Consider the following 20,022-nt stretch of genomic DNA (forward strand, 5'->3'; position numbering starts at 1 on the left):
GAGGTAGCGCATGCTGCTGGATATGACAATAGCGAACTTCAAGTCCGTGAAGTCGGCTCAGACGATTTCGTTTGAGGCAGTCAAGGACAACCGTTTTCCCGAATCGAAGGTTGTGCCGGTGACCGATACATTGAGGATAATCAAGACTGCCGCCATCGTGGGGCCCAATGGGGCGGGAAAGAGCTCGTTTGTCCGTGCTCTGGAAGCGCTGAAGGGTATTGTGTGTGCCGCACATGATACGGAGAATCCACTTCAGATTCTCAGCGGTACATCGTTTGCCTATTCGGAGGAGAAGGGTCAGCCTGCCACCATCATCATCCGTGTCCTTCTTGGCAAGGATGAACAGAGCCAATTGCCGTTGATTGCTCAGTATACTTTGGTGGCAGACAGGGAGAAGGTGTTCGAGGAGTCGCTTTACAACTTGATTGGTCGGTCGAAGAAGCTGATGTTCGAGCGCAAGCTTGATGAAGGCGCCCTGCTGCTCGATGATGTCAAGCTTACCTACACCTATCGTTGGGGCAAGGCCTACCGCGGTGAGAAGAAACGCTTGGTCGACAAGGTGGATGAGAAACACTCCTATCTTGCAGCTTCAGCCGAAAAAGGCAGTGAGACTACCGGGCCGCTGTACACATGGTTCAATGAAAGCCTGCACCTGCTTCCCATGGGTGTTTCCAACATCAGTGAGAAGTACCTGATCAGTCAACTCACCGAGCACCCCGATTGGGTCCAACAGCTGATCAACTTCCTGTGGAGCGTCGACATCACCGACATCCGGGACATTCGGGTCAAGGATGATCGTCTTATCTTCATCCATACCAACGTTACCCAGCACTATGCCTCTTTCTTCAGCTTGGAGAGCTTGAGCCTCAGAAGGCTGTGTTTGATCGGCGTGGCGTTCTTCGAGAGTTTCACCAAGCCGAAAACCCTGATCATCGATGACTTCGGCATGCTGCTTCACCCCGATGTACTGTGCCATATCGTCGAGATATTCGAATCCGGCAATGCAGCATGCAATTCACAGATGCTGGTTGTAGACTGCAACCCTTCGTTGCTCAGGCCGGGATTGCTCAGGCGTGACGGTGTGTATTTTGCCGAAAAGAACAGTGAAAGCGCCACAGTCTATTTCAGCTTGGCGAATTTCAAGTATTCGCGCGCCAAGGACAAGACGCAGAACCAATACATGAACGGTGCGTTCGGTGCCCTTCCGATTCTTTCGGAGTTCTGTTTCATCGATGCAAACAAGGATAAGGAGGAGTAATCATGGCACGCAAACGAATTTCCCAGCAGCCCCGCCAAACCATTCTTTTGGTGACGGCTTCGGAGGCGGAGGCCCTCTATTTCTCCCAGATGCGCAAGGACTGCCGCTACTCCAATATGACGGTCGTTTGGGAGCAGGGGTACAAGGACCTCTCCAATCTGATTACTATCGCAAGCAAGATGCGCAACAGCGGCAACTTCAGCTGTGTCTGGGTTGTCTTTGGTTTTGCCGATCTCGGGGTCAAGCCCGAGCAGGTCTCGGAATTGCTGGGACTTGCCGAGCAGAAGAAAGTCAAGCTTGCATGGAACAATCCTTCCTTGCCGCTGTGGTACCTGTTGCACCTGCAGGTCCCCAAGGGTTTTGTGCAGGATCCAAAGATGATCGAGTCTGCTCTTGCCAAGCAGTTTCCCTCGTTCACCAGCGATGCCTCATATCTGCTGGGAGAGGGGATGAACCTTCATCTGCGATTGTATTCAGCCAAGTCGAAGGCCGCCGTCAATGCCAGTGCCTACAACTCGTTGGTGGCTGGCAAGCAGGGTTTGCCTCCGACCAATATCGTTGCCATGCTCAATGACATCACCGATATTTGCGGACTGGCGGATCTTACGCACAACCAGAAACAACTTGGCCTGAACAAGAAGAACGGGTGACGGCCGGTGAATGGAATCCTGCTGCTTGTCTACATGCTTGCCTTTGCTCTGGGTTCTATGACCTTGGCCTTGGCCATTGTCTATCGGATTGCCAACAAGCAGAGGTGGGCGACGTATTTCATCATCTGTCATGCATCCCTGTTGGGATGCATGATGCTGATGGCCTTGCAAGTGCTCTCGAGCATGTATCTCTCGGGCTTGGTCTACGACATAATAACCTACAGCGTAGCCTTTGTTGTAATCGCCGATCTTACCTTTCTCATCGTCTTCATCCCGTACTTCACCACCTGGGTGATCGCCCACCCTTGGAGACAGCCGTATAAGGGCTTGTTCTATGCCCTGGCTCTTGTCTATCTGATGTTGGGTATCAGTCGTGAAATCTGGCAGAAACCGATTGCCGACCAGTTGATGCTGATTTTGTTCGTATTTGTCATTACTTTCTGTCTGTCGGTGACCCTGAAAAACATCAATTCCATTGCAAATAAAACGGCCAGGACTTCGGCCATCTCAATCATAATAGTCAGTGCCTCGATGGTACCGGCCATCCTGCTCGCCCTGATATTCCCCTCGCTCAAACCGCTTTTGTTCGGAATCTATTTCCTGGCGCTCTCGATCACCATCATGACGTTCCTGTTCATGGAGTTTGTGCGGTTGGGAAGGTCCGAGGTGGTCAAGAACAAAGAGCTTGTTTTGGAGGACCTGGAGGAGTACCATATCACCGAGCGGGAGTTTGCAGTCATCCGCCTGATAAGCCAAGGCCTTACCAACAAGGAAATTGCAAGCCAGCTTGGCATTAGTGCGAATACGGTGAACAATCATGTGGCGAATATTTATGGGAAAACCCAGGTAAGGAGCCGCATCGACCTTTTAAATCTGCTGAAGCAGAGTTGGTAGGAGACAGCATGCACATAACCTATGATATTCCCGACTTTACCGAGCATCATTATCAGGATAAGGCGCCGGTGAGAAAAAGTGCTAGGCCATGGGCGATGATTCATGAGGATGCGGTGGGGAAAGCCGTTTTGTTGTGCCATGGATACACCGGCTATCCAGGCGAGCTCATCCGTCCGGGCATAGATTTGTTTGCCGCCGGCTTTGATGTGTATTGCCCCCGCTATCCAGGACATGGGACCTGCAGCAACGATTTTCTGGCCAGCAGGGCTGAGGATTGGATTGGCACTGCGTATGATGCATTTGCCTATCTCGCCCAACGCTACGAGCATGTATCGGTGGTGGGACACTCGATGGGAGGGGCGATTTCAACCATCATATCTGATGCTTTTGATGCAGACACCCTCGCCCTGCTCGCACCTGCTTTGGTCATCCCTTCGCTTCCTGTGATGCAAGTCAGGCTGCTCAGGCATGTGGTTCGACGCAAGAAAGTCGACTGGCAGCCGGACCCTGACTACCATTTCTACTACGAAGGCGATGCTGATGACGATGCATTCTTGGGCTCGGAGTACTGGTCGTACCAGTATCCAAAACTGCTGTGGGAGCTTGAGCGAGTCAGACGGCAGGCGGTGGCCTGCATCGACCACCTGGCTGCCGATACCCTCTCGATCAGCGGCGGGCGTGATGCAACCATCCCCCAGGAAGCCTCGATTTTGGTGACCAGCAAGCCAAAAGGGGTGAACAAGCATCTGCATATCGAAGAGGCAGGGCACCTGATGCCCTACGACAAGAATATCGATGCTCAGAATGAGGCGATGGCTGCCGTGGTTGCTTGGATGGATGGCAGGCGCTAGGCGCGAACCAAATACTCGTAGAGAGCGGAAATCTTGTCACAGATGTTTACCACCACGCTCTCCTTGTACCTTGGCAGGGCCGGGGTCTTGGGAAACATATGCTTGGTGATGATATCCTCTTCCAATGCGTTTACAGGAAAATATGTCTTGGCATTTGACAATGCAATGAAAGGGTGTTCCTTTCCATGCGTGGAACGTTTTGCATCATGTTCTTTTCTCTGTCGCCAATCATAGAGGAAAAAATCGTGCAGCAGGCCGCCACGGGCTGCCGCTTGATAGTCCAGGCCCAACGCCTTGCTTATCCGAAACGAGAGGTAGGATACACGCCGGGCATGGTCGTAGATATGATTGGTATGATGACGGAACTTTTTGAGCTTGAGAAATTCTTCGTGCTGAAGGATGTCCTCGACCAACAAGGCGTACTGGGTCCGCAAAAGCTCGGTTGCCGGCCTCTGGATGGCATAGGCGAAGAGCAGGGAAAAAAGAGAGAAAAGCAACAGCAGCAATTCGATGGGGAACAGGTCGAAAAAGCTTGTTATGCTGAGAAACCGGGATGTATAGAAGGTGGCAAAAAGTCCTAACGGAAGTTTGAAAAGCTTGGCAAGTTGGGTGTTCCCTCCTGCCAGGAAGGCTGGTAAAGCGTCGGGTATCAGGATGGTCCTCCAAAGGTCAATTGAGTGTACGGTATCGAAATAGCCGGGTATGGTCAAGAAGGATGGCACTTTTTTTTCTTGGCATGGACAACTGTATGAATCAGGTCGTGGTTGACCCTTCCTTGTGTTGCTATAATCTTTGTTTTACGGTACAACAGTACCATTGAGAGGAGTATATCCTGATGGAAGTGAGAGTACGCTATGCTCCCTCTCCGACCGGTCTTCAGCATATCGGTGGAGTGAGGACAGCTTTGTTCAATTATTTCTTTGCCCGCGCGAACGGAGGCAAATTCATTCTGCGAGTCGAGGACACTGACCGCGAACGGTACAGTGACGAGTTCTTGCAGGACCTGTATGACACGCTGTCCTGGCTGGGCATTGCTTGGGACGAAGGCCCCATCGTGGGCGGACCCTGCGGTCCCTACATCCAAAGTGAGCGCTTTGATCTGTATCGCAGCTACGCCGAGCAACTCGTGCGCGACGGCAAGGCGTATTATTGTTATTGCACACCCGAACGGCTGGAAGCGGTCCGCCTCAGGCAGCAAGAAGAGAAGAGCGAGATTCAGGGGTATGACCGGCACTGCCGCAACCTAAGTGAGGCAGAGCGTTCGGAGTATGTGAAGCAGGGAATACAGCCTGTCATTCGACTCAAGGTTCCCACCGATGGAAAGACGACCTTTCACGATGTGCTGATGGGTGATATCACCCGGCGCAATCGTGATGTCAGCCCTGACCCGATACTGCTGAAGAGCGACGGCTTTCCCACCTACCACTTGGCAAACGTCATTGATGACCACCTGATGGGCATCACCCATATCATGCGCGCCCAAGAGTGGATTCCCTCAGGTCCGCTGCATATCCTGCTGTACGAAGCATTCGGATGGGAGCCTCCGATGTATTGCCACCTGCCGATGGTGATGGGCAAGGACGGACAGAAGCTTTCCAAGCGTCATGGTTCCACCTCGGTACGTGATTTCAAGGAAAAAGGGTATCTGCCGGAAGCTTTGATAAACTATGTCAGCATGGTCGGTTGGTCGTATGATGGACAGCGTGAGTTCTTCAGCAAGGAAGATCTTGAACAGGTTTTCAGCCTGGAGAAGATCAACAAGGCTCCCGGAGTTTTCGACTACAAGAAGCTCGATTGGTTCAACGGCCAGTACATCCGACAAAAGAGCGACGAGGAGTTGATGGCATTGTTGCTGCCCTATATGACCAAGGCTGGATTTTTACCTTCCAACCCATCTGAAGCAGAACGGGCAAAGCTGCTCAATCTCACCAAGGTGGTGAAGGAGCGCTTGAAAGTCCTCAGTGATGTGGTTGATTTGACCCGGTTCCTCTTCGAGGAGCCGAAGTACGAGGATGTGAACTTGTTCGCTGCAAAGGGTGTTGAGCTTGAAGTCGCACTAGCAGCTCTCGATCGTGCCTATGCAATCCTGAGGCAAGGTTTCGAAGAGCATGAGAGTCATGAGGCCACCGAACAGAAGCTTACCGATTTGGCAAGTGAGATGGGCCTGAAGATCAACGGGGTGTTCATGCCCCTGAGGGTGGCCTTGACCGGAAGCACCGTCAGCCTTCCTTTGTTTGATTCCATTGGCCTGCTTGGGCAGGAAGTGACGTGTGCACGCATTGAAAACGCATTGGCTTTATTGAAGAGAGAGGTATGATACATGGCAGAAGTAACGATGGACAAGATTGTCTCTTTGTGCAAGCGACGTGGATTTATTTTCCAGTCGAGCGAAATCTACGGTGGATTGAACGGTGCCTATGACTACGGTCCGCTGGGTGTCCAGCTGAAGAACAATATCCGCGATTTCTGGTGGAAGGAGATGACCCAGATCCATGATGACATTGTGGGGCTTGATGCTTCCATTCTCATGCATCCCCGTGTTTGGGAGGCAAGCGGCCATGTTTCGAATTTCAGCGATCCCATGGTTGACTGCAAGCAGTGCAAGAGCCGGTTCCGTGCCGACCAGATCGACCTCAAAGGTGCATGCCCGACCTGCGGGACAAAAGACAGCTTCACCGAGCCGAGGAACTTCAACCTGATGTTCTCCACCCATATCGGGGCGAACGCCGATGCAAGCTCCATTGTCTATCTTCGCCCTGAAACAGCCCAGGGCATCTACGTGGACTTCAAGAACGTAGTTTCCTCCAGCCGGGTCAAGATACCCTTCGGCATCGCCCAAGTCGGTAAAGCCTTCCGCAATGAGATCACCACCAAGAACTTCATTTTCCGTTCCTGCGAGTTCGAGCAGATGGAGATGCAGTGGTTCTGCAAGCCCGGCAGCGATGAACATTGGTTCAGCTACTGGAGAGAGCAGAGAATGGCTTTCTATCACAAGATGGGCATCAAGCCGAGCAGCCTCAGATGGCACCAGCATGGTCCTGATGAACTTGCCTTCTATGCAAAGGATGCCTACGACATCCAATTCCTCTTCCCCATGGGGTGGCAGGAGCTTGAAGGCGTGCACAGCCGCACCGATTACGATCTCACCCAGCACCAGACTTTCAGCGGCAAGGAGATGACCTATCTCGATCCCGAGTCGAATGAGCGGTACATCCCCTATGTGGTGGAGACCTCTGCCGGTCTTACCAGAAATGTGCTGATGGCCCTCAGTGATGCCTATGATGAGGAAGAGCTGGAAGGCGGTGATGTGAGAACCGTTCTGCATTTCCATCCCCTTCTTGCTCCGGTCACCGTGGCAGTCCTTCCCTTGGTCAAGAAGGACGGGATTGCCGAGTTTGCTTCCAAGCTGGAACGCGGGCTGCGCGATGACTTTTCCACCTTCTACGATGTGAGCGGGGCCATCGGCAGGCGCTATCGCCGCATGGATGAGATTGGAACCCCGTACTGCGTAACCGTTGATTATCAAACCCTTGAGGACCAGACGGTAACCTTGCGCTTGCGCGACAGCATGGAACAAGTACGAGTAGCCATTACAGACCTGGTAGCCGCCATCAAGCAGGCGACCAAGGAGTACAAGCGGGTGGAGCGGTAAGATGAATACAGCACTTCAGACTTTGATCGACCGTGGGTTTGTCAAGGCATGTACCGATTTTGATGCGCTCAGCGATCTGATGGACAAAGAGAAGATCACCTTCTACGTCGGGGCCGACCCGACAGGCAGGAGCCTGCATATCGGGCACATGGTGCCGTTCTTTGCGATGCACCACCTGCAGAAGGCAGGGCACAATCCCATCGCCTTGGTCGGCGGTGGAACTGCGATGATCGGCGATCCGTCGGGCAAGACTGAGATGCGCAAGATGCTCACCCCCGAGCAGGTGCAGGAGAACTGCAAGTCCATCAAGGCCCAACTGGGTACGGTGGTGGACTTCTCCGAGCATCCCAAAGATGGGATGGGCAAGGCGATCATGCTCAACAATGCCGATTGGCTGACTGATTTGAACTATATCACCTTCCTTCGCGATATCGGGCGGCATTTTTCGGTCAACCGCATGCTGTCTTTTGAATCATACAAGCAGCGGCTCGAACGAGGACTTTCCTTCATCGAGTTCAACTACCAGCTGCTGCAGTCCTACGACTTCTATATCCTCAACCAGGAGCATGGATGCAAGCTGCAGATCGGCGGGGATGACCAGTGGGGCAACATCGTCAGCGGTATTGAGTTGATCCGCAGGATGAACGGGGCACAGTGCTACGGCCTGACCTTCAATCTGATCACCCGCAGCGACGGGCACAAGATGGGAAAGAGTGAGAAGGGAGCGGTGTTCCTCGATCCCGAGCTCTTCAGCCCTTACGACTTCTACCAGTACTGGCGCAATGTAAACGACGACGATGTAATCAAGTTCCTCAAGCTGTTCACCTTCCTTCCGTTGGAGGAAATCGCCGAGTATGAGAAGGATGGGGTGAACATCAACGATGCCAAGGAGCGGCTTGCCTACGAGCAGACCAAAATCATCCATGGCGTTGAGGAAGCCGAGAAGGCTAGAGTTGCCGCCAAGGCCATGTTCAAGGGTGCAAACCTCGGCCAGGAAGGAAGGGAAGGCATGCCCTCGATTACCATCGAAGCCTCCGAACTTGAAAGCGGCATTCCGGTACTGGACCTGTTCAGCCGCACAGACCTTGCCGCCACCAACAGCGATGCCCGCAGATTGGTGACCGGCGGCGGGGCCTGGATTGGTGATAAGAGGATTGACGATCCCAGGACTGTGATAGATAAAACATACTTGGATGCTTTTGGGGAGCTGATCCTCAGGGCGGGCAAGAAGCGGTACTTCCGAATCATCATAGCGTAGATTACAAAGGGAGAGGGGGGAAACCCCCTTTCTTCATAGGGAGATAGTGTATATGAAACGTTTGGTTAGTGTTCTTCTGGCAATCATGATTGTCACCTTCAGCTTGGGTGCCCAAGCAGTTGGTGAGACGTCGACTTCTCCAGCCTTGGAGGTTCAGTTTGGTGTCATGACAGGGCCCACCGGTTTCTCTTCGGTTGCCTTGACCCTCAATGAGGGTAAAATAAGTGACACGGTGCACGTCAATATGATTGTGTTCCCCTCTCCGAATGAAGTCATCGCACGACTTGCCAACGGCGAGCTGGATTTTGCCAGCCTGCCTACCAATGTGGCTGCAAATCTGTACAACAAAGGCGTCAAGGTCAAGCTTGCCGCCGTCATCGGCAACGGCATGCTCAGCGTACTTTCCAGCGACGATTCAATCACTGACGTTCAGGATCTCCTGGGAAAAACCGTGCATGTTCCCGGCTCAGGATCGACTCCCGACCAGATGAGCCAGCTTTTGCTGAAGCAGGCAGGGCTTGAGGCCGGAAAGGATGTCATTCTTGACTATTCGGTGGCAGCTCCCGCCCAGCTGGCCCAGCTGGTCATAGCCGGCAAGGTCTCCCTTGCCGTACTTCCCCAGCCGTTTGTCTCCATGATTCTGAACCGCAGCCCGAATGCCCGCGAGGTTTTGGATGTGCAGGACATGTATCACCAGCTTTCAGGTTTCCAGAGTTATCCGATGAGTGTGCTTGTAGTGTCCCAATCCTTTGCAAAGAACCACCCGCTCGCCTTGGCGGCGGTGCTCAAGGCGTATGAGGAATCGGTTGCATGGGTCAATGCCGACCCGAAGGCAGCCGGTCAGGCCATCGAGGCTGCAGGCATCATGGCAAGCGCCATGGCGACCCCTGCAATTCCCTTCTGCAACTTGGTCTTTGTTCCCAGCCAGGAAGCGAAAGCCGATGTGCAAGCATATTTTTCCTTCCTCCACGGCTTCAATCCGGCATCCATTGGTGGTACCATTCCTTCTGACGATTTGTATCTGTAAAGGATGAGTCGATGCATTCGGTCAAGCGTGGTCTGATTCTCTTTCTCTCATCGGCTTTGCTGCTTTTGGTATGGCAGCTTGGCTCGGTTGTGCTTGATAGTCAGATTCTGCTTCCTGGGCTCGGACCTGTCTTTTCCGCCCTGATGGAGCTGGTGCAGGGCGGGCCGTTTTTTGCAAACGTGTTTGCCACCATCATCAGGGCCTTGCAGAGTTTTGTGATCATCGTTGCCAGTGCAACGGTGATCGGTCTGCTTGGTGGGAAGTTTCCCCTGTTTTCCGTCGCCCTCAAGCCTTTTGTTACGGTACTCAAGGCAATTCCGGTGATGAGCATCATCCTGCTGGCCTTCATTTGGTTCACCAGTGGAACGGTACCCCTCTTCTCCGCCTTCTTGATGGGCTTTCCTGTCATGTACGTGCAAATTGAGGGAGGCGTTCGGCAGATGGACAAGAGCTTGGATGAGATGTGTCGCCTCTATGACATCCGGGGCAGGGACAAGCTCTTTCACTACACGATTCCGTCCCTCCTGCCGTTTTTTATCATCGGTTCACGTTCAGCTCTTTCCATGGTCTGGAAGGTGGTAATCGCAGCCGAAGTGCTTACCGTTCCACGCTTCGGGGTGGGAGCGCGGATGCAGCTTGCCCAAGTCCAATTGGAGACTGATAAGGTACTTTCCTGGACCTTGCTGGCAGTCCTGCTGACCGCTGTATTTGATTTGCTCTTTGATGCCTCCGTCTGGGCTCTGGGAAAGCTGAAGAAGCGCGTCGATAGGGGGAGGGCGATATGCAATTCCAAAACATAAGCAAATCATATGCTCAGAATTGCATTTTTGATTCGTTCAATCTGGAGATTGAAAAATGTACGATTCTGTCGGTGGTAGGTCCCTCGGGCGAAGGGAAGACGACCTTGCTGCAGATTGCAGCCGGCTTGGTCGAGGTGGATGGCGGAAGGGTCATCAAGGAAGCACAGGAGGAGGGGAGTATCAGTTACCTGTTCCAGGAGCCGCGCCTGCTTCCCTCCAGCACCGTTTTCAGCAATGTTGAACTTGCCCTGCGAGCCTTTGTGTCCAGCAGAGTGGAGCGGGAAGCGGTCGTGCTGCACTATCTTGAGATGGTTGGCTTGTCGGACAGTGCCTGCCTGTATCCAGCCCAGCTTTCGGGGGGCATGCGCCAACGGGTGGCAATTGCCCGCGCTTTCGCCCATCCTGCGAAGTTGATGCTGCTGGACGAACCGTTTCAGAGCTTGGACATCAAACTCAAGGTCACTCTGCTCAATGCTTTCATCCGTCTTTGGGAGGAGAACCCGAGAACTACGCTGTTCGTGACCCATGACCCCAAGGAGGCGATCCTGCTTGGAGATGCAGTCTGCTGTCTGGGCAATCCAAAAAAACCCTTGCTCTACCAAAAAATACATATTCCCCGCAAAGCGAGGAATATCGGTGATCAGACATTGTTGGCTGTGGAAGCCTCATTGGTGCAGGCTTTGGTCAGCCTCTAGAGTTCCACCTTCCACAATCCATGCAGATTGCAGTACTCATACACGGCAACGGCCTTGTCGTCGTCAAGGGCGAAGGTTGCATGAGGCTTTCCATCGACAGGAAGACTTTTGCGCATGCCGCCCTTCTCGGTCTGGACATAGATGAAGGCGATGTGGTGTTCCTTGGTCATCGGATGGTCCACCGATCCCACGTTCACTTCAAGCCTGTTGCCTTCAATTTTTACAACAGGAACGTGCTTTTCCTTGGCAGCATCAACGGTATTTGCCTTGAGAACAATCATCTCCTCTCCACAGCAAGAGATTTTCGGCCCACGGTCGATCACCTTGGCAACAATGTTTCCACAATGTTTGCAAATGTAAAATTCATGTTCTTTCATCGGTATTCTCCTTGTCTCTCATTCTACCCGAAAAAACTCATACCGTACAGTTGAATTTCCCAAGTACCGTTGACACTCTTGCTCCTGGTACAAAAAAAGCAGGTCCGAAGACCTGCATTGCACCATTTCCAAGGGGGTTATACGTAACCCTGTGCAATCATCGCTTCACTGACTTTGATAAAGCCTGCAATATTTGCACCATCGACATAGTTGTCCTTGGTACTGTATTTCTCTGCAGCATTGCTGATCGAGACAAAAATGTTTTTCATAATCTGCTGGAGCTGTTGATCGACATGCTGGGGTGTCCACTGCATTTTCTGGCTGTTCTGGGCCATCTCGAGACCTGAGACGGCGACCCCGCCTGCATTTGCCGCCTTGCCGGGAGCATGGAGGATTCCTGCATCCTTGAAAATTGCATCTGCTTCCAGGGTGGTGGGCATGTTGGCTCCTTCACCCACAAGCTGGATGCCATTGGCAACGAGGTTCTGTGCATCCAGGGCGTTGATTTCGTTCTGTGTGGCGCAGGGGAATGCATAATCGGCCTTGACGTCCCAAAGCGGGTTGCACTTTTGGCTTCCATTGTGCGGAATATAGGTCGCTTCCTTGAACTGGGTGGCATATTCGGCAATTCTTCCACGTCGTACGTTCTTGAGAGTCTTGATGTAGGCAAGCTTCTTCTCATCTATGCCGCTGGGATCGACGAGAACACCGGAAGAGTCGCTGAGTGTAAGCACCTTGGCCTTCATCTGCAGAAGCTTCTCGACAGTGAACTGCGCTACGTTGCCGCTGCCGCTCACCAGGCAGCTCTTGCCTTCCAGGCTCTTTCCCTTCGATTCGAGAATCGCAGCTGAGAGATAGACCAATCCATACCCGGTTGCCTCGGGGCGGATGTAGGAACCTCCGTACGAAGGCCCTTTTCCGGTAAGCACTCCGACCGAACGGTTGGTGATTCTCCGGTACTGGCCGTACATGTAACCGATTTCGCGGCCGCCTACACCAATGTCTCCGGCGGGAATATCGGTATCCTCTCCAATGTGTCGTGCAAGCTCGGTCATGAAGCTTTGGCAGAAACGCATCACCTCATTGTCGCTCTTTCCCTTGGAATTGAAGTCGCTGCCTCCCTTGCCGCCACCCATGGAGAGACCGGTGAGACTGTTCTTGAAGGTCTGCTCGAAAGCCAGGAACTTGAGGATCGAGAGGTTCACCGATGGATGGAAACGAAGGCCTCCCTTGTACGGGCCGATGGCGCTGTTCATTTGCACCCGGTATCCTCGGTTGATCTGCAACTGTCCATCATCATCGATCCAGGGCACCCTGAACATGATGACACGCTCAGGTTCTACGATACGGTCGAGTACTTTGTGATACACAACCTGTGGGAGATCGTCCACCAAGGGATCGATGGAAGCAAGGAATGATGTCACCGCTTGGATGAATTCCTTTTGATGGGGATCGAGCATGATTACATGGTCAAGAATCTTTTGGGTTGCGTCGTGCATGGTGTGTATCACTCCTCATAAGCATGTATAAATATACATAAAACTGCATACGATACTAATGAATTTGTCAAACTTGGTAAAGGCTTTCGGAAATACGAAAAAATGATTAGTAATTTTGCGGGATGCGTAGAAACACAGGGGGTGTTGCCCCCTGTTGCGGGAGTGCTCAATCGAGAGCCCGTCTATTACCTATTCCACCAATTTATCAAAAAGGAAATTTTTCCAAAAAAGTTTGCATGAACGAGAAGTCAGAGGGTCTCTCCACGCCTGAGTCGTTCAATGTTTTGCTTGAACGGAGGATGGATGATTCCCCGTTCTGTGATGATGCCGGTAAGATTTTGGTGCGGCGTGACATCAAAAGCGGGGTTGTAGACCTGCATGCCGACAGGAGCCACCTGCACTCCCTGTACGTGGGTGACCTCGGATGCTTCACGCTCCTCGATGGGAATGGCCGATCCATCGGGGATGGAGAAGTCGATGGTGGAGACGGGTACTACGCTGTAAAAAGGTACTCCGTATGCTTTGCAGATGACCGAGAGGGAGAAGGTCCCCAACTTGTTTGCGACATCCCCGTTGGCTGCGACACGGTCGCCCCCGAGTATGACCAAGTCGATCTTTCCATCTCGGATGAGGACCGCGGCGGCACTGTCGACAATGAGCTTGGATGGAATCTTGGCTTCCATCAACTCCCAAGCGGTGAGCCTGGCTCCCTGGAACCGCGGCCGTGTCTCATCTGCGTAGACAAATATGTTTTTATTGTCATAAAAAGCCTGTTTGATTACCCCCAGGGCGGTCCCCCAGCCTGCGGTTGCAAGGGCCCCGGTATTGCAGTGGGTGAGGATGGTCGCTCCGACCGGGACAATCGCGTTGCCGATCCTGCTGATGGTCTTATTGGTTTGGATATCCTCTTCGCGGATGGTGTCTGCTTCAGAGAGGAGTCTCTGGATGGTGTTCGGCCGACCTTCCGGCTTTGTCTCTTCATAGACGGAGAGCATCCGGTCGATCGCCCAACGCAGATTCACTGCTGTTGGTCGGGCAAGACTGAGAAACCTGCAGGCCTGATAAAAATCAGCTTCCTCCGGACACTGCTTGAGTGCAAGGTATACCCCGTAAGCAGCAGCTGCACCAATGGCGGGAGCTCCTCGAACAACCATGTCGCGAATTGCAAACTCAACCTCCTCGAAGGTTGCACAGCTTACATATTCCACCTTGGAAGGCAGGATTCTTTGGTCCAACAGAACCAGCTTTTCTTCTTTGAATTGCAGTGCAACAAACGATTCATCCATGCTTGTTTCTCCTATCGTTGCTGAACCTCGGCCCAGCTTTCCTGCACATCCCTGATTACCTGGTCATGGTCCAAAGTCATTAGGTTCCGACCTTGCATGAGAACCCTGCCTTGGCAGAGCACGGTATCAACATCAGAAGCCTGGGTTGCATAGACCAAGGCGCTGAAGGGGTCGTTGAGCGGGGTGAGATGGCTCTTATGTACATCCACAAGGATGATATCGGCTTCCATCCCAGCCTTCAGTTGGCCGATTTTTCCATCCAGCCCCAAGGCTTTCGCCCCGGCTTTTGTAGCCATGTCCAGGACATCGTAGGGATGCAGCTTATGCCCGGTCGGCGTATATACCTTGCCCAGAAGACTTGCAATATGCATCTCTTCGACCATGTTCAGGTTGTTGTTGCTGCTTGCTCCGTCGGTACCGAGAGCCACATTCAGGCCGCTCTGTACATAGGTGCTGACCGGAGCGATGCCGCTGGATAGTTTGCAGTTGCTGCTGGGATTGTGCACGATGCTGCAGTCCAGTGAGCGCAGCAGTCCGACTTCCGAGTCCGTGAGGTGTACGCAGTGGGCCAGCAAGCTTTTCACGTCCTGTAAAGATCCGATATCCAGCAGGTATTCCAAGGGTGTCTTCCCTGTTTCTCTTACACACTCCCGGACCTCAATTTGCGTTTCGCTGAGGTGGGTATGCAGCACCGCCTGATGATCCTTGGCCCAGCTGTGGGCGAATTGGTACGTTTCCTTGGGACAGGTGTAGATGGCATGCGGTGCACAATCGATCTGGATGCGGCCTTCACTTCGGTCGACATAGGGCCCGAGCAGCTTCTCGCGTTCAAAGAAGCTGTGCTTGTTTTCTTCAAGACTCCCGAACAACGTCATGCTGATGCTGGCACGAAGTCCTGCTTCCAGCACTGCTTCGGCTGTAGCTTGGGGATGGAAGTACATATCGGCGAAGGTCGTCACTCCGCTTTGGATCAGCTCAACCAAACCCAGCCGGGAGGCGAGCAGGATGTCCTTTTCAGAGAGCTTGTTCTCGATGGGGAATATTTCTGCCAGCCAGGCCTGAAGGGTGGGCAGATCGTCCTTGTAGTTGCGCATCAAGCCCATGCTTAAATGGGTATGGGCGTTGACCAAAGCCGGCATGGCGATATAGGAAGAGCCGTCGATGATTCGATCGGGTATGAACGAAGGGTCGTTGCTTCCAACAAAGGCTATGTGCTTGCCGTCAATGCCGATATCGCCGTGAAAAGAAAGCCCCTGCTCCGTCATGGGAACAATCAGGGCGTTGCTGATGAGTAGTTTCATGGATGGCATTGTACCATGAACAGCCTAAGCAGTCACCTTGTTGCGCTTGATCTTTTTCGTACTGGTCATATCCATCGGCTTGTCCAAGATGGTCAGGCGGGTGATTTTCTTGTATCCGGAAACCTGTTGATTCACTTCCTTGATGACCCGGTCCAGATCCTCTCTGATGGAAACGGGGTGCTCCTCGTAATATTCTGCATTGGGATAGATCACCGCCTCGATCATTTCAGCTGGAACATCCTTGTCCTCCTGATAGCCGCGGATCAGGATCTGCTCCACTTGGGTGTAGAGCTGGAAAAGATCCTCGATCTCCTCTGGGTAGACATTTTTCCCCCCTTCGGTGACGATGATGTTTTTCATCCTTCCTTTGAGATAGAGATAGTTCTCTTTGTCCAGATACCCCAGATCACCCGTCCTCAAGTATCCCTGCTCATCAAAGAGCTCGGCGGTGTGCTGTGCATCCTTGTAGTAGCCTTGGGTCACATTCGGACCTTTGACCCTGATTTCCCCAACCCCGTTCTCGTCCGGGTCTGCAATTATCATATCCACCATGGGGAATACCATGCCCACCGAATCCACCTTGAAGTGACTGATGGGATTGAGCGTGAGGATGGGACTGGTTTCGGTAAGCCCGTAGCCTTGAATGAAGTCCAGGCCGAGCTGCTGGTATTGTTTGAACACTTTCGGGCTCAAGGGACCCGCTCCGCAGATAAGGATGTTGTTGTGATCAAGGCCGATCTTTTCAAGCAGCATTGTGTTGAAGGCCTTGCGAAAGAGGTTCCAGTGCAGGTACTTCTTGGTAAAGCCGTTGATGGTCATCATGGTGCGGATCAACCCATAGACAAAGACACCCTTCTTTTTCACCTGTTTGAGCAGGCCGGACAAAAGTTTGTTGTAGAGCAGGGGGATTCCCATGAATATGGTGACTTTGCCTTGGGTGAGGTCGTTGATCATCCGGCTGACGGCGATTTCTTGGCCGAAGACACACTCGGCTCCATGCTTGATGGATTCAAGCAGTACGGCAGTACAGCAATACGAGTGGTGGAGGGGCAGCAATGCATACAGGATATCGTTTTCGTCGAGGCTGAGGAAGGTGCCGTCACACGCCTGATAGAGGTCGCTGACAATATTGGCATGGGTGAGCATGGCACCTTTTTCGTTTCCTGTGGTACCGCTGGTAAACAGGATCGCTGCAAGGTCGTGTTCATCTGAAGGTACACGCTCACCAATCGAAATGGGAGCAAGCTCATCGATGGAAGGATGCTTATCGCTTTTTCCGCTCAGCGTCGCCAAACCCTTGAGGCTGTGAAACCAAGCCTTCTCGGGATCGAGGGCGTCGATGACGGTCTGGTCGCCGAAGAAAAATGAGGCATCCACAAAACTGCTGAGGTTCTCAACCCTGTCGATGTGCAATTGGTTGTCCAGCGGCACCACCACAGCCCCTGCATACAAGGTTGCAAGATACGCTATGGCCCAGGCCGGGCTGTTTTTCCCATTGACGACAATGCGGTCCCCTTTCTTGATTCCCTGTTCCCCAAGGTATGACCCCACCCGCTTCACCTGGTCGAGGATTTGGGTGTAGGTAAGCACTACCCTGTCGGGTCGGAAAACTGTAAAACCATTTCTCTTGCCGAACTTTTGTTCCGTGATAAGCAATAAGTCTATGATGGTCGGCCACTGTCCTTGGAACAGCACCCCGCGATATTGGTCTAAATCGTCCCAAGAGTGTTTCATGATAAGGGGTACTCCACGTTTCAACGCATGATACAAACATACTATTCGCCCGATAGGGGTGTTGTTGGTTTGATTTTCACAGAATATACCCTATTTGTCAAGAAACGAATAACTCCTTGACCTAATTATGATTGATTACATAGTTAAAAAATACTAGAGAGCGGGAAACAACCGTTTGTCCGTGAGCAAGGCGGAAATATCCGGATATACGACATCGGAAAGGCGCCTGAGGCTCTTCTTGTCATTGCTTCCACTCAAGAGCGCAATGGTATAGCCGGCCTTTGCACGCTTGGCAAACAACATGTCGGTGATGGTGTCCCCGACCATGGCCACCTGGTTTGTACCAAGGCCTTGCTGCTTGCAGAACTCCTGGAAGGCTTGGGGGTGGGGCTTTTTCTTGTAGTGGCTGTCGCGGCAGGAGACGAAATCGACATACTCGCTCAATCCCATCAAGGAGAGGAAGAGGGATGTGGAGGAGGCGTTGTCATTGGTGATGATTCCAATGGAGTATCCTTGTTTCTTGAGGTTTGAAAACAATGTTTGCTGGATGGAGAAGTCCATCTTGCTGAGTTTTCGGCTCAAAATCGCCTCGCTGTTTTGTACACTTTGGTGATAGGCACGGATTGCCTTGATGGCGTTCACCCTGTAACGGATGCAGTACGTGAGGAATCTGCGAAAAATATGAAAAGGGCGGTGGGTGAACAAAAGTCCTTTGGGAAGGCTGTCCCCGTGTTCGTCTATTCCCATGAGATGCAGCATCGCCTTCTTGGCTTTCTGATGGCCTGCCTTGCCCATGGACACAAAGGCGCTGTCGATTCCTTCTTTCAGTACATCCTCCCATACCTGGGCGTAGTCGAAGAGTGTGCCATCCTTGTCAAAAATGATTCCCTTGAGTTTCTCATTCATTTGTGCCATGTTTGGGTATCATCATACGGTACACGCTTGACGTCTGCCTAGGGGGGAATGCATGCAAACGTTGCAAGAAAGGGTCATCGAGCGCACAAGAACGTTCGCACAACAGGTGGAAACACTCCGCTTCAGCTGTGACTGCTATATATACAATCCTTTGACGTATGCATGGGCGATGCATGAGCTGTATATCCGAACCTATCTCAGTTGCCCGGTCAGGACACTGCTGTTGGGAATGAACCCGGGCCCTTGGGGGATGACGCAGACCGGGGTTCCCTTCGGTGAGGTTGAGGCGGTGAAGCACTTTCTCAAGCTTGAGGCTGAAATTGCCAAGCCCTTGGTGGAGCACCCCGCCAGACCGGTGTTGGGACTGCAGACGAAGCGAAGCGAGGTGAGCGGAAAACGTCTCTGGGGCCTCATTGCAGAGCATTACTGCAGTGCCGAAGCGTTTTCAAAGGAGATGGCTGTCATCAATTATTGTCCTTTGGTCTTCATGGACAGGAAACCTACAGCAAAAAACATCACTCCCGATATGCTGGTAACAGGGGAGCGTCTTGCCCTGGAGACAATTTGCGATCGATACTTGCTTGATATGATCGACCTGCTCGAACCCACCTATCTGATTGGAATCGGCAAGTACGCAATGCAGAAATTCACGCATGTTGCGAAAAATAGAAGCGATGTAGTCATCTCCTCGATATTGCATCCAAGCCCTGCCAGCCCTCAGGCCAATCATGGGTGGAAGGAAAAAGTTGAGGAGCAACTTCGTTCATTGGGAGTGTGGAGCTGAAGACAATCCAAGATTTGTATTGTATTCTTGGTGATTTGTTCACTTTGAGAGTGATAATGTTTTAAAATACTTGCTCAGAGAAACTACATATGCAAAAATCTTACTAGACAATCAGGTTTCCCTTTGATACTCTGTTATTCATGGATACCGCGTGTTCGCGTCCTGCCTATGCCAAAATAAATCTGCATCTGGCCGTCGGACTTCCTTACCCGGATGGGTATCATCCCATCCAGTCCCTGTTTGCATTGGTGGGCTTGAGCGACACCATCTCATTGGTGTGGAAAAAGTCCAGAACATTTGCTGTCCAAGTGCATGGGTTGGAAGCGGTTTGTAGTGGTTCGGAGGATACCCTGACCAAGGCAGCCCGCCTCTGGCATGAAGCCGGGGGGTATCCTTTGCAATTGGACATCAGGTGCGACAAGCAGATTCCTGTGAAAGCAGGGCTGGGTGGCGGTTCAAGTGATGCAGCCGCGCTGTTGACTCTGTTGCAGGCCATCGATCCCGGGCGCTCGGTTTCTGAACAGCTGTTGAAAGAGGTCGCTTTGCAGGTCGGCAGCGATGTTCCCTTCTTTCTTTCCGGCTCTCGTGCGGCTCTGGTAACAGGAAAAGGGGAAAACGTTGCTCCTGTGGAGAGCCGTTCGATGCCTGCTTTATTGGTAATGCCGACTTTTTTTGACATATCGACGTCATCGGCATATCGGATGTTGGATGAAAAAAGAGGGAATTTGCAGAATGTACCTATGTACGGCACACAGGAATTGTTGCGAATATACAAAAAACCTTCCCATAATTGGAGAGGTTCATTGTATAATGACTTTCAGTCGTGCTCGGGCAATGGTATTTTTTACGAGACTTTAGAGACTGTTTGCAAGGGCTATAAGGGGTTTTCCAGCATGAGCGGTAGTGGAGCCTGTTGGTTTTTCGTCAGTGAGGATGCTTCTCAAGTCCATGATGCACATAAAGACATTGTCGCCGCTTTCGGCCCTCGTGTCAGGTGTTGGATTACCCACCTCATGAGTTAAATAAAGTTCGATGAAGTTG

At 52.2% G+C, this 20,022-nt stretch carries 19 protein-coding genes; 12 read left to right on the forward strand and 7 right to left on the reverse strand.

The window, feature by feature from the left end; genetic code table 11:
- The first annotated feature begins 10 nt into the window (after nucleotides 1–10).
- From B3K89_RS00235 to B3K89_RS00250, 4 genes are read left to right on the forward strand one after another with little or no spacing between them, the layout of a single operon-like run.
- Nucleotides 11–1,258 carry an AAA family ATPase gene (locus B3K89_RS00235; protein WP_293890734.1) on the forward strand — a complete coding sequence of 416 codons (1,248 nt, stop codon included), beginning with the start codon at nucleotides 11–13 and terminating at the stop codon, nucleotides 1,256–1,258.
- Between the two features lie 2 nt (nucleotides 1,259–1,260).
- Nucleotides 1,261–1,908 carry an RloB family protein gene (locus B3K89_RS00240; protein WP_293890737.1) on the forward strand — a complete coding sequence of 216 codons (648 nt, stop codon included), beginning with the start codon at nucleotides 1,261–1,263 and terminating at the stop codon, nucleotides 1,906–1,908.
- Nucleotides 1,909–1,914: 6 nt separating this feature from the next.
- Nucleotides 1,915–2,802, forward strand: a complete 888-nt coding sequence (locus B3K89_RS00245) for a helix-turn-helix transcriptional regulator (protein WP_293890740.1) — start codon at nucleotides 1,915–1,917, stop codon at nucleotides 2,800–2,802.
- Between the two features lie 8 nt (nucleotides 2,803–2,810).
- On the forward strand, nucleotides 2,811–3,653 hold the full coding sequence (locus B3K89_RS00250) for an alpha/beta hydrolase (protein ID WP_293890743.1): 843 nt from the start codon (nucleotides 2,811–2,813) through the stop codon (nucleotides 3,651–3,653).
- Here the strand turns inward: B3K89_RS00250 and B3K89_RS00255 are convergent.
- The gene (locus B3K89_RS00255; protein ID WP_293890745.1) at nucleotides 3,650–4,375 is read right to left on the reverse strand and encodes an HD domain-containing protein; all 726 of its coding nucleotides are present in this window, start codon (nucleotides 4,373–4,375) and stop codon (nucleotides 3,650–3,652) included. The two genes, B3K89_RS00250 and B3K89_RS00255, sit on opposite strands and share 4 nt — an antisense overlap.
- Nucleotides 4,376–4,488: 113 nt before the next feature.
- Here B3K89_RS00255 and gltX point away from each other — a divergent pair, with 113 nt between their 5' ends.
- From gltX to B3K89_RS00285, 6 genes are read left to right on the forward strand one after another with little or no spacing between them, the layout of a single operon-like run.
- Entirely contained in the window at nucleotides 4,489–5,970 is a 1,482-nt protein-coding gene (gene gltX / locus B3K89_RS00260; protein WP_293890748.1) for a glutamate--tRNA ligase, read from the forward strand.
- A 3-nt stretch (nucleotides 5,971–5,973) separates the two neighbouring features.
- Complete coding sequence (locus tag B3K89_RS00265) at nucleotides 5,974–7,305, forward strand: glycine--tRNA ligase (protein WP_293890751.1); 1,332 nt, start codon at nucleotides 5,974–5,976, stop codon at nucleotides 7,303–7,305.
- Nucleotide 7,306: 1 nt separating this feature from the next.
- A complete protein-coding gene (tyrS, locus tag B3K89_RS00270; protein WP_293890754.1) occupies nucleotides 7,307–8,563 on the forward strand; it encodes a tyrosine--tRNA ligase in 1,257 nt (418 codons plus the stop codon).
- A gap of 52 nt (nucleotides 8,564–8,615) precedes the next feature.
- A complete protein-coding gene (locus B3K89_RS00275; protein WP_293890757.1) occupies nucleotides 8,616–9,590 on the forward strand; it encodes an ABC transporter substrate-binding protein in 975 nt (324 codons plus the stop codon).
- Nucleotides 9,591–9,601: 11 nt separating this feature from the next.
- Nucleotides 9,602–10,390 (forward strand): ABC transporter permease, encoded by a 789-nt coding sequence (locus tag B3K89_RS00280; RefSeq protein WP_293890760.1) that lies wholly within the window; start codon nucleotides 9,602–9,604, stop codon nucleotides 10,388–10,390.
- Nucleotides 10,372–11,085: an ABC transporter ATP-binding protein gene (locus tag B3K89_RS00285; RefSeq protein ID WP_293890763.1), complete on the forward strand. Its 714-nt coding sequence runs from the start codon at nucleotides 10,372–10,374 to the stop codon at nucleotides 11,083–11,085. Before B3K89_RS00280 ends, B3K89_RS00285 begins: the two co-directional genes overlap by 19 nt.
- Here the strand turns inward: B3K89_RS00285 and B3K89_RS00290 are convergent.
- From B3K89_RS00290 to B3K89_RS00315, 6 genes are all read right to left on the reverse strand, one after another.
- The gene (locus B3K89_RS00290) at nucleotides 11,082–11,462 is read right to left on the reverse strand and encodes a desulfoferrodoxin family protein (RefSeq protein ID WP_293890766.1); all 381 of its coding nucleotides are present in this window, start codon (nucleotides 11,460–11,462) and stop codon (nucleotides 11,082–11,084) included. The genes B3K89_RS00285 and B3K89_RS00290 overlap by 4 nt on opposite strands.
- Before the next feature lie 137 nt (nucleotides 11,463–11,599).
- Entirely contained in the window at nucleotides 11,600–12,961 is a 1,362-nt protein-coding gene (gene gdhA, locus B3K89_RS00295) for an NADP-specific glutamate dehydrogenase (protein ID WP_293890769.1), read from the reverse strand.
- Nucleotides 12,962–13,209: 248 nt separating this feature from the next.
- Nucleotides 13,210–14,247 (reverse strand): S-methyl-5-thioribose-1-phosphate isomerase, encoded by a 1,038-nt coding sequence (mtnA, locus tag B3K89_RS00300; protein ID WP_293890772.1) that lies wholly within the window; start codon nucleotides 14,245–14,247, stop codon nucleotides 13,210–13,212.
- 11 nt (nucleotides 14,248–14,258) lie between these two features.
- A complete protein-coding gene (locus B3K89_RS00305; protein WP_320349407.1) occupies nucleotides 14,259–15,548 on the reverse strand; it encodes an amidohydrolase in 1,290 nt (429 codons plus the stop codon).
- A 24-nt stretch (nucleotides 15,549–15,572) separates the two neighbouring features.
- A complete protein-coding gene (locus tag B3K89_RS00310) occupies nucleotides 15,573–17,282 on the reverse strand; it encodes an AMP-binding protein (protein WP_293890778.1) in 1,710 nt (569 codons plus the stop codon).
- A 153-nt stretch (nucleotides 17,283–17,435) separates the two neighbouring features.
- On the reverse strand, nucleotides 17,436–18,197 hold the full coding sequence (locus tag B3K89_RS00315; RefSeq protein WP_293890781.1) for an HAD family hydrolase: 762 nt from the start codon (nucleotides 18,195–18,197) through the stop codon (nucleotides 17,436–17,438).
- Between the two features lie 52 nt (nucleotides 18,198–18,249).
- Here B3K89_RS00315 and B3K89_RS00320 point away from each other — a divergent pair, with 52 nt between their 5' ends.
- Together B3K89_RS00320 and B3K89_RS00325 are read left to right on the forward strand one after the other, a co-directional pair.
- Nucleotides 18,250–18,981: a uracil-DNA glycosylase family protein gene (locus B3K89_RS00320; protein WP_293890784.1), complete on the forward strand. Its 732-nt coding sequence runs from the start codon at nucleotides 18,250–18,252 to the stop codon at nucleotides 18,979–18,981.
- Nucleotides 18,982–19,121: 140 nt separating this feature from the next.
- The gene (locus B3K89_RS00325) at nucleotides 19,122–20,003 is read left to right on the forward strand and encodes a 4-(cytidine 5'-diphospho)-2-C-methyl-D-erythritol kinase (RefSeq protein WP_293890787.1); all 882 of its coding nucleotides are present in this window, start codon (nucleotides 19,122–19,124) and stop codon (nucleotides 20,001–20,003) included.
- The last annotated feature ends 19 nt before the right edge of the window (nucleotides 20,004–20,022 follow it).

The organism is Sphaerochaeta sp. UBA5849, from assembly GCA_002432715.1.
Classification (GTDB): Bacteria; Spirochaetota; Spirochaetia; order Sphaerochaetales; family Sphaerochaetaceae; genus Sphaerochaeta.

Coding starts and splice junctions, on each gene's coding strand:
- gltX (WP_293890748.1), top strand. CDS start 4,489: ATGGAAGTGAGAGTACGCTATGCTCCCTCTCCGACCGGTCTTCAGCAT.
- B3K89_RS00320 (WP_293890784.1), top strand. CDS start 18,250: ATGCAAACGTTGCAAGAAAGGGTCATCGAGCGCACAAGAACGTTCGCA.
- B3K89_RS00240 (WP_293890737.1), top strand. CDS start 1,261: ATGGCACGCAAACGAATTTCCCAGCAGCCCCGCCAAACCATTCTTTTG.
- gdhA (WP_293890769.1), bottom strand. CDS start 12,961: ATGCACGACGCAACCCAAAAGATTCTTGACCATGTAATCATGCTCGAT.
- B3K89_RS00310 (WP_293890778.1), bottom strand. CDS start 17,282: ATGAAACACTCTTGGGACGATTTAGACCAATATCGCGGGGTGCTGTTC.
- B3K89_RS00315 (WP_293890781.1), bottom strand. CDS start 18,197: ATGGCACAAATGAATGAGAAACTCAAGGGAATCATTTTTGACAAGGAT.
- B3K89_RS00275 (WP_293890757.1), top strand. CDS start 8,616: ATGAAACGTTTGGTTAGTGTTCTTCTGGCAATCATGATTGTCACCTTC.
- B3K89_RS00280 (WP_293890760.1), top strand. CDS start 9,602: ATGCATTCGGTCAAGCGTGGTCTGATTCTCTTTCTCTCATCGGCTTTG.
- B3K89_RS00265 (WP_293890751.1), top strand. CDS start 5,974: ATGGCAGAAGTAACGATGGACAAGATTGTCTCTTTGTGCAAGCGACGT.
- B3K89_RS00290 (WP_293890766.1), bottom strand. CDS start 11,462: ATGAAAGAACATGAATTTTACATTTGCAAACATTGTGGAAACATTGTT.
- B3K89_RS00305 (WP_320349407.1), bottom strand. CDS start 15,548: ATGAAACTACTCATCAGCAACGCCCTGATTGTTCCCATGACGGAGCAG.
- tyrS (WP_293890754.1), top strand. CDS start 7,307: ATGAATACAGCACTTCAGACTTTGATCGACCGTGGGTTTGTCAAGGCA.
- B3K89_RS00285 (WP_293890763.1), top strand. CDS start 10,372: ATGCAATTCCAAAACATAAGCAAATCATATGCTCAGAATTGCATTTTT.
- B3K89_RS00235 (WP_293890734.1), top strand. CDS start 11: ATGCTGCTGGATATGACAATAGCGAACTTCAAGTCCGTGAAGTCGGCT.
- mtnA (WP_293890772.1), bottom strand. CDS start 14,247: ATGGATGAATCGTTTGTTGCACTGCAATTCAAAGAAGAAAAGCTGGTT.
- B3K89_RS00250 (WP_293890743.1), top strand. CDS start 2,811: ATGCACATAACCTATGATATTCCCGACTTTACCGAGCATCATTATCAG.
- B3K89_RS00325 (WP_293890787.1), top strand. CDS start 19,122: ATGGATACCGCGTGTTCGCGTCCTGCCTATGCCAAAATAAATCTGCAT.